Consider the following 12,267-nt stretch of genomic DNA (forward strand, 5'->3'; position numbering starts at 1 on the left):
TAGGTGCCGCCCCGCACAGGGGCGACGCGTGAAGCGAGCTAACGAATCGCGGATGGCAGCGCAAACACTAGCAAACCAAGGCCAACGCCCGCGCCACGCCGCCAAAACCGCGAATGCGAGCAAAAAAGCAAAAAGCAAAAAGCAAAAAGCAAAAAGCAAAAAGGCAAAAGCAAAAAGCAAAAAGCAAAAGCAAACACCAAAAAATCACATCCCCAACCCCACCCCCAGACCGCGCTAAAATTGCGTTCCTTCAAAGCATCTTCAACCCGGCAATCCCATTCTTCGGCAATCCCATTCTTGAGCGCGCAAAAGATCCTGATCGTGAGAGTGTCGTCGCTAGGCGACGTCGTCCACAACATGCCGGCCATCGCCGACATCCGCCGCCGCCATCCCGATGCGCAGATCGACTGGCTCGTCGAAGAGAGCTTCGTCAAACTGGTCGAACTGGTCGAAGGCGTCCGGCGCGCGATTCCCGTGTCGCTGCGGCGCTGGCGCAAGCGCATCCTCTCCGTCGATAACTGGCGCGAGATCGGCGCATTCCGCCGCGCGCTCGCCGCCGAAAACTACGATCTCGTGATCGACTGCCAGGGGCTCATCAAGACCGCGTGGGTCGCGAAGATGGCGCGCGGGCCGCTAGTCGGTCTCGGCAACCGGACGGATGGCGCAGGCTATGAATGGCCCGTGCGCTTCTTCTATGACCGCTCCGTGCCCATCCCGCCGCGCACGCATGTGGTCGAGCGCACGCGGCAACTGGTCGCGGCAGCGCTCGGCGACCCCACGCCCCAGCCCACCGACGAGATCGACTTCGGACTCGACACGCAGCGCGCCGCGCTCGCGCTGTCCGAAGCCCAACTGAATCTTCCCGTGCCTTACGTGGTTTTTGTTCACGCCACGTCTCGCGCCGACAAGCAATGGCCTGATGCCGCGTGGATCGAACTGGGGCAGTCGCTCGTGCGGCGCGGCGCGTCGATCGTACTGCCGTGGGGCAGCGACGCCGAGCGCGCGACCAGCGAGCGTCTCGCCAAAGAGTTCGGCGCTGCCGCAATCGTGCCGCCGAAGCTGTCGCTTCCCGCCGTCGTCGGCCTGATCGAGGGCGCGGCGGCGACGGTCGGGGTTGATACAGGTCTGGTTCACATCGCAGCCGCGCTGAAGCGCCCGACGGTCGAGTTGTACAATTTCGCCACTTCATGGCGCACGGGCGGCTATTGGTCGCCGAACGTCGTGAATCTCGGCACGGCTGGCCAGCCGCCGACGCTGCAACAGGTAAAGTCCGCGCTGGCGGAATTCGGCCTGTTGTGACGCGGTGCGGCAATGGCGGCGCGGGCATCGTGGGATGCCGGTTGCCAGCGCCGCCCGAGGGACGCCGGCAGCCGGCCGACGCATCCCGAAGCCCATAATCAGGACTATGCCGGATGCCGGGTGGCCGCCTTCATGGAACGTCAGTCACCGCCGGCCGCAACGTGCGCCCAGCTTTATCCGCTTTCAAAAGGCGATCATGAACGAATCCCAGATCATCGAAGTACCGAGCGCCGACTGGCACGGCCAGGGTTTGTCGATGCCGCGCGAGACCCTGCTCGCGGGCGTCGAGCGCGGCAAGGTGCTGTATTTCCCGAATCTCGCTTTTGCGATCGAGGGCGGCGAACGGGCGCTGCTCGATCCCGCGCTGGCCGATCCGAAGCGCAAGAACATCAGTCTCGAGCCGAACGGCGGCGCGCTGCACGGCGTGCTGGGCGATGCCGTCACGCAATCGGCCGTGCGCGCGCTAATTGCGCGCTATCAGGCGAATGCGCGCTCGCTCGTCGACGGGCTGTTTCCCGAGTACAAGGGCAAGCTGCGCGTCGCGCCGACGAGCCTGCGGCTGCATCAGGTGGAGACACGCGAGACGTCGTGGCGCAAGGACGATAGCCGCCTGCACGTCGACGCGTTTCCGTCCCGTCCCAACTATGGCGAGCGCATCCTGCGGGTGTTCACGAACATCAATCCGAACGGCGCGCCGCGCGTGTGGCGCGTCGGCGAGCCGTTCGAGGATATGGCCAAGCGCTTCCTGCCGCGCATCAAGCCGCAGATGCCCGGCTCGGCATGGCTGCTGAATCTGCTGCATGTGACCAAGTCGCCGCGCAGCGAGTACGACCATCTGATGCTGAACCTGCACGACGGCATGAAGGCCGATCTCGATTACCAGAAGGCGTCGCCGCAAGTGACGATGCCATTCCCGCCAGGCAGCGTGTGGGTGTGCTTCTCGGATCAGACGTCGCATGCGGTGATGTCCGGCCAGTTCATGATGGAGCAGACGTTCTTCTTGCCCGTCAAGTCGATGGCGCAGCCAGAGTGCGCGCCGCTTGGCATTCTCGAACGGCTGAAGGGCAGGGCGCTGGTTTGAGCGGCGCGCTGCTTTTTCCCGCGAACAGGGTGCGAGGCGCCGCAGGCGCGGCCGTCTTCATGCCGTTCCTGATGCCGCGCATGGAGGCCCGATGCTAAGGGCCGTCTATAACGCGTTGTGGTGGCTGATCGCGCCGCTCGCGGTGCTGCGTCTTCTGATCCGTTCGCGCAAGGAGCGTGGCTATCGCGAGCATATCGGCGAGCGTTTCGGTTTCGTGCGCGGCCGCGTGCCCGAGGACGATACGCCGTTGATCTGGGTGCACGCCGTGTCGGTCGGCGAGACGCGCGCCGCGCAGCCGCTCATCGAGGCGTTGCTCAAGGCGCGGCCCGACGCGAGCATTTTGCTCACGCACATGACGCCGAGCGGCCGCGCGACGGGCGAGCAGATCTTCGCCGATCGCGTGCTGCGCTGTTATCTGCCGTACGACATGCCGCGCGCGGTGCGGCGTTTTTTGAGGGCGTGGCGCCCGTCCATCGGGCTCGTGATGGAAACGGAAGTGTGGCCGACGCTGATCGACGAGTGCCGCCGCGCCGACGTGCCGCTGGTGCTGACGAATGCGCGGATGTCGGAGCGTTCTTATCGGCGCGCCGCGAAGTTCGGCAGTGCGACGCGCGGCGTGTTCGGCGGGTTTGCGCGCGTGCTGGCGCAGAGTCCGTCGGATGCGACACGGCTTTCTGCGCTGGGCGCGCGCAATGTCGCTGTGCTTGGCAATCTGAAGTTCGACATGAGCACGCCCCCGGAACTGGCGGCGCGCGGGCATGCGTGGCGCGCGGCCATCGGTACGCGTCCGGTGTGGGTGGCGGCGAGCACGCGCGAGGGCGAAGAGGAACTGGTGTTGCAGGCGTTCGCGGCACTTGGCATTGACGATGCGCTGCTTATTCTCGTGCCGCGTCATCCGCAGCGGTTCAATGAAGTTGCGGCATTGGTCGAGAAGAAGGGTTTGCGGTGTGTCCGACGCTCGGCGTGGGCGCCGGAGGGCGCGGCGGCTGCGGGTGAAGTTGTCGTGCCGGATTTGCCGCGTGATGTGAAGGTGCTGCTCGGCGATTCGATGGGCGAGTTGGGCGCTTACTATGCCGCGTCGGACGTTGCGTTTATTGGCGGCAGTCTGCTGCCGCTGGGCGGGCAGAATCTGATCGAGGCATGTGGTGTGGGTGTGCCCGTGCTGATCGGGCCGCATGTGTTCAATTTCACGCAGGCGACGGCGGATGCTGTGGCTGCTGGCGCTTGTGTGCAGGTGAAAGATCCAGCGGACTTGGGGCGCGTGTTGCGTGAGCTTTTTGAGGACAAGGCGCGGCGGGTGGCCATGAGTGGGGCGGCTTCTGCGTTCGCCGCAAGGCATCGGGGCGCGACTGCGCGGACGGTCAGTGTGTTGACGACTTTGTTGTCAGCCTGAGGCGGCTCGCCTTTTTGGGGTTTTGTTGCGTCTGTGCTGGCGTCTGTGTTTTGGTTTCGTGGCGCGGGTGTTGGTTTTGGTTTGCTTATGTTTGCGCTGGCATCCGCGCGTTGTTAGCGTGCTTCATGCGACAGTGGTCACCACCGTATCCCAATCGTCAGCGTCGAGTCCGTGCGCATTCCGAAGCGGACGTTCGCAAGTGTCCGCGAAGGCGCAGAGGTGCCAGCGGTTAGGATTTGCTGCAGAATTTGCCGTACGGCGTCCGATCGGTAATCGAGCGCTTGTTGAGCGCGGCGTCTCGAAGCGCCGTCGCGCGGTCGGTCAGCGGTTTGGCTTCCGCGGAGCGTCCTGCTCCAGCAAGGGCGCGTGCGTACTCGTTCAGAATATCGGAATACGCAACAGGTGCTTTGTCCGCGACATTCGCTCCGTCCAAGAACGGCATTGCGCGTTCGAAGTATGCGGCGGATTGCGAAAACTTCTTCTGGTCCAGATTCAACCGAGCCAGTTCGATCAATGACAGAAAAAGAGGTTGACCTGCTTGCTTGTCAAACTCGTAAGCCGCGGTAAGTTCGCGTTCGGATTCGTCAAAGAAACAGGTGACGCCCAACGAACGCCCGTATTCGTAATGTGCGATAGCCCTGCTCGCTGGAGGCAAGCCCGCTTGATCAGCGTTTAGGGTTGCACGGGCAAAAGCTCGACGTGCGGTGTCCCAATCGCCGCGACGCTCGGCTGCCGCACCGACCCTAGTGTAATTGGTGGCCACCCGTTCGCTGACTGCCGAAGCGCATCCGCATAGAACAACGCTTAAGATGAGAACCGCGACAATCGCCTTCATGCTTCTCAATTGCAGGGATAATTGTTGTCGAAATGAACTTCGCTCAGACGGATCCACGCAGCGTCGCACATAACTTTTTTCAAGGCACATGTGAAAGACTGTCGTATCAAATCTAACGGCTCGTCAGAGAGAAACTTGAGCGTAGCGCCGATGGTTCATTGCAGAAATGCTGGGTCAAATTCATACGGAAGCAACGGAAAGCGTGCGCCACGGGTGAGCTTCGTTTGTTGACGATCCAAATAACCCTGTCGACCGGCCGCTTCTGGCCGATAGGGTGAGGCCGCCAATGGCCGCTTATTGGCACTCCGGTCTGCAAAATCTGGATTTGGCTGACTGACCGGTTTGAAGAAAGTTGTCTGGCCGAAGTGAGGCGACAAGCGCGTTGCGCGCTAGTCGGGTTGCTGCGAGCAAAACTGCCTTACAACGTCGCCAATGCCTGGCGCCGCCGTCTCAAGCTGTCAAACGTCCGCAAACTGACGACTGGTCAAGGCTGTGCCGAGGAAGTTCGCCGCGCAGATCATGACGGATAGCAGCGCAAACCCTACTTCCGCCGTCCAGCGGTCATACAGATAACAGCAGCTTGCCTCCACGAATTTATCTTTTGCATGAGGTCCCGGCTCCGAACGCGGCACGCAGCCGACCCAGACTTGAAATCCTCCAGAGCTTCTTGCAGGCATTAGGGAGGTTAAAGAGAACCCTACCAGCGAAGCCCTTCGAAACCGGAAACTTTCTTCGCGCCAGCGAAAGCCGGCCCATTCTCCGTCACGGGAGCGGAACACGAACAGATGGCGACCATCCGCAACGCTTGGCACCCACCTCTGCAAAGTGTGAAAGCTGGAGAGTTCCGCGGCGGTCGTCATTGATGCATCCGATCCCAAGGCGCCAACCTCGATCGCGCTAATCCTGCCGAAGGCATCTTTCAACCCAGCGTATAACTCACCGTTCATGCGTCCGTTTCTGGCTGCCTCCTCGTTGTGGTTACTGTTCTCGGTATGTGGCCACAACTCGATATGCTGAAAGACGGCCTGGTCGCCGACTAATCCCCATAGACGATTCTCGCCAGGTGACTCACGAGAGTCTCCCTCGCCGATCGGGTAGGGAAGTTTTTCGACCGGCATGCGCAGATCGCTGCGCCGCGCCGACAAGCGAAGCGGTTCGGTGGGATCAGTTGTCATCTCGCGGTTACGGTGAGTTACGGTTTTTGAACTGAGCGACCTGATGCTGCGATATTCTATCGCCCTGTAAGGCGTCCAGAGAATCGTCATTTGCCTGGACCCCATGGAGGACTGCCGGCCATAATGGGACATTGGACGCTGAGGGCTAGAATGGCGACAATCCCGGCAGGCAAACTTCCCCCGTTCATGAATCAAAATACCTAAGCATTGGTGGCATTCGACGTTTCTCAAATCGCGGTGGAAGACCATGGCGGGAGAGGTGCACTGATGCTTCTACTTCATGGCTGGTCTCTCCGCTGCCGACTGGACTCACCTGTAACCCTTCAAAGCGAGGGGCGGCGAAGAGCATCGCAGATATCGTCAATGATGTGAAAGGAACATGATTGTGCGGAGAACCGGAACTGTGCTTTGTGTAGCAATTGTGCTTGCTGGCAATGCGCAAGCGGCAGTCAAAGACCCGAACAATCTCGAATGCTCTGTTGACCAGAAAGAGGTGTCTCACAATCTTGAGGTGAAGCAGTCCAATGGTGTCATCGTCAGCTTTTCGTATCTGTCTAGCGTTCCCACCCAAGGTCTCGCGACGAATTGCACCATAGATTCCGGCCTGGTCAAGGGTACACCCATCGTCTCCGGTACTACGACTAGATATCCGATGCTGGACGATGATGTCGTGACGGTCACAAAGACGGCGCGTGGCTTCCTGTTTGATATGTCGAAGCTTGACCAGGTGAAATACTGCAGCGGTCCTATCGCGACGAGAATTCTTCTTCAGCCTGGGAAAAAGAGGTGCGTGCTCATGCCTTGAACGGTGCGCCGAAATAGCTCGTGATTTTGTGAGGTGACATCGAGGGTTCTCCCGCGACGCGACCGTCTTAGATAACTGCTCAGTGGTCGGTGCAGGGCAGTCTGAACTGGCCTGCCGAGGTGCTCCATGAAACTTCAATGCCAAAACCTCTGCCTGGTCTGGAACTCTGCCGGCCCGAAGAGAGGAACTACGAGCGTCCGCAAACGAGAAAGCCGGAGGTCCGCTATGGGTCGGGATATGCTTCTTACATGATACGCACACCCGACACAACTTCTGTAGAAGGCTCTCATGCAGATCGAAAAATAGAACGCACGTCGTGGGCAATGCGATCAAGGCTGCCAGCCTCAAGTTTCAATGTTGCTTTGAGAGTGTCGTCGCCAGAATTTGCGCTCATCTCTACGACTAACGTCACATTCCCTAGAGAAGTGATTGTTGCTCCAAATGACAGGTCACCGTCGATCGCATGCCAATCCTTCGAGCCGCTCCAGCCAGTCCACGACGTTGCCATGTCATCAAACAGCGTTGTCGGCGGACCGTTAACGTAAGTGGACGCAAGAACTTCGCCTGAAAACGGGGCCGCCGAAATCTTGGCCAGAACCAGAACCTCGTCGGGGTTCCGGCTATGCGGTGACAACGTCAGCACTGTCTGGGAGTCGCAAGATTTAATTTCGATGACGTTCATTTACATCGCCCCGTCGATAAGTGGCGTTACCCTAGCATGAACGGCTGTTTCCGGAAAATCTCGAGGTCCGCTCAGGGTCCGATTGTGTCAGCGCGCTCGTAAAATCTATTCGCGGGAAAGCGGCCAGTGGGAGTCTGCTTCCTGGAAGCGGCCAGTCGGCAGTGCGTACTCCCGACCCACTCCGGTCAGACAACTTTCTTCAAACCGGTCAGTCGGCCAAATCCAGATTTGGCTGACTGGAGTGCCACTAAGCAGCCGTTGGCGACCTCACCCAACCGGCCATGAGCCGCCGTTCCAGGCCCAGCCCGGCGGGACATCGCACCGACTGCTGTCTGTCAGACAACGGACATAAGCGAGCCGACGAGCGACTGACAGTTCTGTAAAAAGAGATTGGTAGCCGTTGAGAAATCGATCGCGACCTGTTACGCGACCGAGCGGCCAACTCGGCCAAACTCCACCGGAATCTTCACGTAGCTGAGATCGACGTCTTCTTCCGCGAGCGCGTTCATCAAGCGCTGGCATGCCTGCTCATCGACGGAAACGGTGATGGCAAGCGGCTGATCGGCAAGTTCGAAAAAGCCGGCCGAATGGAACTTGCCCGCGTGATCGAACCCTTCGGCACCAGTCATCAACGTTCCGCCCGATGCGCCGTGCTGTTCGGCGAATTTCAGCAGCCAGTCGCAGATTGACTGATGTCCATGCTTACGGTTCTGTTCAGTGAAAAACGTCAATTGATAGCCTTGCATTGCAGACTCCTTTTCAGGTGTGACGGGTTACGGAAAGCGTGGCCATGCCCAGCGCGGTCATGACTAACGAACCACCGACGTGCAGCGCAAGCATGCCGACCGACCACCCGAGTCGGCCATCTCGAATCAAGGTCAGCAGCTCGGCAGAAAAAGTCGAGAATGTCGAGAGCCCGCCAGCGAGACCGGTGATTAGGAAAAGGCGCCACGCAACAGACAGACCTGCCGTCGAGCCGAAGAACGCGATCGCAAACCCGACGATATACGCGGCGATCAGATTGCACGCGAGCGTTCCCATCGGAATGTTTGGCACGAGCGCGTTCATCGTGACGCTCAAGCCATAACGGGCGAGTGCGCCTAGCATCGCGCCGATGCTGATGGCGATAAGCGAGTACGCCCCTGTCATGATTTAAGTTCCGCTTGACGTTGGGTGCGCATGCGCAGTGAGCTGATGCGCGGCGGGGAGTTCGCAGAGGAACATCACTGCGTGGACCTTGCGCAGCTCATCGGCGTGCTCGCGCATAAAGTCACGCAGGCGTTCTTCTGTGTCGACCAGTTCGAGACACTGCGGATGCCGCATTCCGCTGATTTCTGGATGCTGATGAGAAAGCTGCTCTCCAGGCAGATACCCTGAACTGATTTGATGCAGCATCGCTTGCATGATATTGGACCTCTTCGCGACAGATATCAGGTGATGGGCGAGCGCAGGTGCGCTGAGGCGATGCCAGAACCGCGTCGCTCGGGCGCGGGTCGCAAGCGGGAAGTAAAGTCGCAGCGCCGCAATGCGCTGGTTGTTGCTTTGCTGAATCATTGGCCGCTTTCCCCTGCCGTCACTGCCGGATCAATATACCCACGCGGCTGCTTGCCATTCGCAACCAGTGTCACCGCTGTTGCTTTCTGCGGTCGAGACCCGCCGGGTTCGGCACGCTGTATTCCGTCTGGCACCGGCAGTCGGTGTTTGCGATGTTTGCCATGCCCGACGCGCTGCGCGTGATAGATGCCCGCATGGCCAGAAAACAGATACGCGGTCACGCAGCCGATTGCGGCAAGCGGGCCGATGCCCGTGCCGAACAACTCCACGGCCATGATCGTGGTGGTGATCGGCGTATTTGCGGCCCCGGAGAACACCGCAACGAAGCCGATGGCTGCCATCAGCGCGAACGGCATATGCAGCAGCGGCGCCAGTGCATTGCCGAGGGTCGCGCCGATGTAGAACAGCGGCGTGACCTCGCCGCCCTTGAAGCCTGTACCAAGCGAGGCAACGGTAAAGCCGAACTTTGCGATAAAGTCCCACGGCTGCATCGGCTGCTGAAACGAGCGAACGATGTCGGGAATGCCGAGGCCAATGTAGTGATAGGCATCGAGCGCCCACACGGCGGTCGCTATGACGATTCCGCCCACGAACGGGCGCAACGGCGCATATGGGATGTAGCGCTTCACCAGCGCGCCGAGCTTGTGCGCGCTGGTTGCGAATGCCATGCCGACCAGACCGAACGCAATGCCGGCGATCACGACAGCAACGACGCTCCATGCGCTGATCGGCGCGATCGTGCCGACCGCATAGTGGACGTGATGGACGCCCCATGCCAGACAGACCTGATCGGCGACGATGCCTGCCACGATGCAAGGGAAGAGCGCGTCATAACGCATGCGTCCGATTGCCAGCACCTCGAGTCCGAACACTGCACCGGCCAGCGGTGTGCCGAACACCGACGCGAATCCTGCGCTCATGCCGATCATCAGCAGGATGCGACGATCTTCACGTTCGAGGCGGAACGCATGGGTCAGCTGGTCCGCGAGTGCTGCGCCCATCTGCACGGCCGTGCCCTCCCGTCCGACCGACGCACCGAACAGATGCGAGACGATCGTGCCGCCGAGCACGAGCGGCACCATGCGCAGTGGTACGACCTTCTTCGGATCGTGGATTTCGTCGATGATCAGGTTGTTGCCCGCAATGACTGGCTTACCCAGCAGGTGGTACAGCCAGCCCACGGCGAAGCCCGCCACGGGCAGCAGCCAGATCGCCCAGCGGTGAGCCTCGCGCCACGCGGTTGCGCTATCGAGGGAAATGAGGAAAAAGGCGGAGGCGCTACCTGCGAGAGCCGCGGCGACGCAGGCGATCAGAAACCACTTGCCCAGATAAGGCAACAGTTCGAGTTGTTCAAAGCGTTTGAGTTTGTGCATTGGTCATGTGCGCGATGTTGCTTGGCCTGACCAACGAAAAGGATGTGGGCGCGAGCGCCTACAGTCCCGACGATAGTCAGGTAACTGTAGGCGTCATTAACCGCGCCGTTAGCGCGATGGTTAAAGGAGGAACGCCATCTCCAATCAACTCGGACTATATAGCATCCGATGACAGCGAACAACCGTCTCTCTTCCCTGATTCAGCCGGGGAAGATCTGAATTGCGCCGCGATTCGCGGTAACGGTGTTTCCTGACGGTCCGTTTGAAATCCGCTAGCGGCCATTGCATTGAATGTTCGGCGAAGGGCTGCTGTGGGTCGGGCTGCGTCAGCCCGCTCTTCAAATTCATCGCCGGAAAGCGGCCAGTGGAATTCTGCTTCCTGGAAGCGGCCAGTCGGCAGTGCGTACTCACGACCCGAAGTGGACCGTCGATATGCTCAGACGGATGACCGCGAAGCTGTCCGTACCGGTCACGCCAAGCCGATCAAAAGAAACGATGGCTTGCATCGACGCCTCGACGTTGCGAGATGCGTGCTGAAACAACATCTTCGAGAGCAGCACACGCCGCACGGATGTTGTCGGGCCGAAGATTCGTTACGCTCAAAAGTAGGCCGTTCCTCGCGAACTCGGTCCGCAGGTACCACGCAGACAGCGCTGACGGTGCAAGATTTTGCTTGCGCGCGGAATGAACGATTTCCAGGTCATCGACACCATCAGGCAACTTGACAATCAGCCCCAATCCCGATTCCACGACCTCCGTAAATCGCTTCCTGAGCAGTTCAACAGCGAGATGGCGGCGCTCAGCGTAGACCTTCTTCATGTGTCGGAGGTGGCGCATGAAGTGTCCATCTGCGAGAAACTCCGTTAGTGCCAGCTGTGTCGTCCTATTCGGAGCAGGTGCCATTACTGAAACTGTTTCGACAACGCGTTCGGCCAGTGCGCGCGGCGCGACGACGAAGCCGAGGCCCAGCGCGGGGCTGATTGTCTTACTGAATGCGCCGATGTGGATCACGCGTTGCGCACCATCACCCGCAGCCAGGGCGGGCGCCGCCCGTCCGACCAACTGTAGTTCGCCCAAGTAATCATCTTCGATGATCCAAGCATCTTTCGCTTCAGCCCATTCGAGCAGCGCCCGCCTTCTTACCGGCGAGAGAGCGACCCCCAGCGGCGCATGTTGGCCGGGCGTGACCAGTGCTAACAGGGCATGCGGAGCACGAGCGATGCCTTCCTCGACGCGTAACCCCTCCATATCGACGGAGATAGGGGCAACCGTGAGCCCCGCCAGCTCCAGAGCTTTCCTTCCGAGCGGATAGCCCGGTTCTTCGATCCACGCGGTGCGACCGTGAGCTCTGAGCGCGATGAGCGTAAGCATCAGTCCTTGTCGGTATCCGCTGGTAACAATAACTTGATCGGGATGGCATTGAATCTGGCGGCTGATGGCCAGGTGACTGGCAATCTGTGCGCGCAAGTCGCGCTCGCCGCGAGGGTCGGCGTAGGTCGTGTATCCAGTGGCGTCCGCACGGACTGCCCGCGCTCGCATTCGAGCCCAGAGCTTGGCGGGAAATGCATCGTGAGCCGGTACGCCCATCTGGAACGGTAGCGGCGCGCTCGAATACGGTCGTGTAAAGGCATACAGTGGCCCGTCCAGCGGAATCTCGGTCGCGATTGGCGCTGGAGGAAGTTGCGCGCAGACGCGTGTGCCGGCGGGGCCTGCGCCGAACACTAGCTTCTCGGAAGCCAGCCGCTCGTAGGCCACCAGGATCGTTCCGCGTGCGACGCCGAGCTGCGCAGCGAGATCCCTGCCGGAGGGTAACCGTCTTCCGGGTTGAAGACGACCGTCGATGATTGCTTGCCTGAGGCTCGTGTAGATCTGCTCGCCTACGGACGCCGCCGCATTACGGTCTATCTCAATTGCGAGCGTGGGCATAGTCTTTGGCTCAGTCATTTCGCCAATTCTTGGGCCTGTTGTCCGTGATCTCGGGCTAGTAAAGTCGCGTTATGCCATGAGTCACGCGCGAAGGGGAAGTAACCAACCCGCGCCCGTGACGCAAGAGACGTTATTTTATGGCCA

At 60.3% G+C, this 12,267-nt stretch carries 13 protein-coding genes and 1 riboswitch; of the genes, 5 read left to right on the plus strand and 8 right to left on the minus strand.

Annotated elements, in window-relative coordinates; all coding sequences use genetic code 11:
- The 4 genes from KFO72_RS29600 to waaA form a co-directional block, all read left to right on the plus strand.
- Positions 1-238: hypothetical protein (locus tag KFO72_RS29600; protein WP_225033628.1), on the plus strand; the 238-nt coding region annotated here is incomplete at its 5' end.
- 50 nt (positions 239-288) lie between these two features.
- A complete protein-coding gene (gene waaC / locus KFO72_RS29605) occupies positions 289-1,299 on the plus strand; it encodes a lipopolysaccharide heptosyltransferase I (protein WP_405083840.1) in 1,011 nt (336 codons plus the stop codon).
- 196 nt (positions 1,300-1,495) lie between these two features.
- On the plus strand, positions 1,496-2,380 hold the full coding sequence (locus KFO72_RS29610; protein ID WP_054928736.1) for a Kdo hydroxylase family protein: 885 nt from the start codon (positions 1,496-1,498) through the stop codon (positions 2,378-2,380).
- Positions 2,381-2,471: 91 nt separating this feature from the next.
- Positions 2,472-3,773, plus strand: a complete 1,302-nt coding sequence (gene waaA / locus KFO72_RS29615) for a lipid IV(A) 3-deoxy-D-manno-octulosonic acid transferase (protein ID WP_060599894.1) — start codon at positions 2,472-2,474, stop codon at positions 3,771-3,773.
- Between the two features lie 229 nt (positions 3,774-4,002).
- Here the strand turns inward: waaA and KFO72_RS29620 are convergent, their stop codons facing one another.
- Entirely contained in the window at positions 4,003-4,608 is a 606-nt protein-coding gene (locus tag KFO72_RS29620) for a hypothetical protein (protein ID WP_060599895.1), read from the minus strand.
- 458 nt (positions 4,609-5,066) lie between these two features.
- Positions 5,067-5,873, minus strand: coding sequence for a hypothetical protein (locus tag KFO72_RS29625; protein WP_156516603.1), 807 nt, complete (start codon positions 5,871-5,873; stop codon positions 5,067-5,069).
- A 289-nt stretch (positions 5,874-6,162) separates the two neighbouring features.
- Between KFO72_RS29625 and KFO72_RS29630 the strand changes: the two genes are divergently transcribed.
- Positions 6,163-6,588: a hypothetical protein gene (locus KFO72_RS29630; protein ID WP_062915658.1), complete on the plus strand. Its 426-nt coding sequence runs from the start codon at positions 6,163-6,165 to the stop codon at positions 6,586-6,588.
- Positions 6,589-6,874: 286 nt separating this feature from the next.
- Here KFO72_RS29630 and KFO72_RS29635 read toward each other — a convergent pair whose 3' ends face one another.
- From KFO72_RS29635 to KFO72_RS29660, 6 genes are all read right to left on the minus strand, one after another.
- A complete protein-coding gene (locus tag KFO72_RS29635) occupies positions 6,875-7,270 on the minus strand; it encodes a DUF6228 family protein (RefSeq protein WP_156516601.1) in 396 nt (131 codons plus the stop codon).
- Between the two features lie 422 nt (positions 7,271-7,692).
- The gene (locus tag KFO72_RS29640) at positions 7,693-8,016 is read right to left on the minus strand and encodes a DUF190 domain-containing protein (RefSeq protein ID WP_060611282.1); all 324 of its coding nucleotides are present in this window, start codon (positions 8,014-8,016) and stop codon (positions 7,693-7,695) included.
- Between the two features lie 13 nt (positions 8,017-8,029).
- Positions 8,030-8,419, minus strand: a complete 390-nt coding sequence (crcB, locus tag KFO72_RS29645; RefSeq protein WP_060611281.1) for a fluoride efflux transporter CrcB — start codon at positions 8,417-8,419, stop codon at positions 8,030-8,032.
- A gap of 3 nt (positions 8,420-8,422) precedes the next feature.
- Positions 8,423-8,824 carry a hypothetical protein gene (locus KFO72_RS29650; protein WP_082670617.1) on the minus strand — a complete coding sequence of 134 codons (402 nt, stop codon included), beginning with the start codon at positions 8,822-8,824 and terminating at the stop codon, positions 8,423-8,425.
- Positions 8,821-10,197: a voltage-gated chloride channel family protein gene (locus KFO72_RS29655; RefSeq protein WP_225033629.1), complete on the minus strand. Its 1,377-nt coding sequence runs from the start codon at positions 10,195-10,197 to the stop codon at positions 8,821-8,823. Before KFO72_RS29655 ends, KFO72_RS29650 begins: the two co-directional genes overlap by 4 nt.
- 80 nt (positions 10,198-10,277) lie before the next feature.
- Positions 10,278-10,348: riboswitch (Fluoride riboswitch) on the minus strand.
- A gap of 332 nt (positions 10,349-10,680) precedes the next feature.
- The gene (locus KFO72_RS29660; RefSeq protein ID WP_062915906.1) at positions 10,681-12,123 is read right to left on the minus strand and encodes a PLP-dependent aminotransferase family protein; all 1,443 of its coding nucleotides are present in this window, start codon (positions 12,121-12,123) and stop codon (positions 10,681-10,683) included.
- Between the last annotated feature and the right edge of the window lie 144 nt (positions 12,124-12,267).

Source organism: Paraburkholderia sp. XV (assembly GCF_020177535.1).
GTDB classification, from domain to species: domain Bacteria; phylum Pseudomonadota; class Gammaproteobacteria; order Burkholderiales; family Burkholderiaceae; genus Paraburkholderia; species Paraburkholderia caribensis.

Coding starts and splice junctions, on each gene's coding strand:
- KFO72_RS29620 (WP_060599895.1), bottom strand. CDS start 4,608: ATGAAGGCGATTGTCGCGGTTCTCATCTTAAGCGTTGTTCTATGCGGA.
- KFO72_RS29630 (WP_062915658.1), top strand. CDS start 6,163: ATGATTGTGCGGAGAACCGGAACTGTGCTTTGTGTAGCAATTGTGCTT.
- KFO72_RS29635 (WP_156516601.1), bottom strand. CDS start 7,270: ATGAACGTCATCGAAATTAAATCTTGCGACTCCCAGACAGTGCTGACG.
- waaA (WP_060599894.1), top strand. CDS start 2,472: ATGCTAAGGGCCGTCTATAACGCGTTGTGGTGGCTGATCGCGCCGCTC.
- KFO72_RS29655 (WP_225033629.1), bottom strand. CDS start 10,197: ATGCACAAACTCAAACGCTTTGAACAACTCGAACTGTTGCCTTATCTG.
- KFO72_RS29610 (WP_054928736.1), top strand. CDS start 1,496: ATGAACGAATCCCAGATCATCGAAGTACCGAGCGCCGACTGGCACGGC.
- KFO72_RS29660 (WP_062915906.1), bottom strand. CDS start 12,123: ATGCCCACGCTCGCAATTGAGATAGACCGTAATGCGGCGGCGTCCGTA.
- KFO72_RS29625 (WP_156516603.1), bottom strand. CDS start 5,873: ATGACGATTCTCTGGACGCCTTACAGGGCGATAGAATATCGCAGCATC.
- KFO72_RS29640 (WP_060611282.1), bottom strand. CDS start 8,016: ATGCAAGGCTATCAATTGACGTTTTTCACTGAACAGAACCGTAAGCAT.
- crcB (WP_060611281.1), bottom strand. CDS start 8,419: ATGACAGGGGCGTACTCGCTTATCGCCATCAGCATCGGCGCGATGCTA.
- KFO72_RS29650 (WP_082670617.1), bottom strand. CDS start 8,824: ATGATTCAGCAAAGCAACAACCAGCGCATTGCGGCGCTGCGACTTTAC.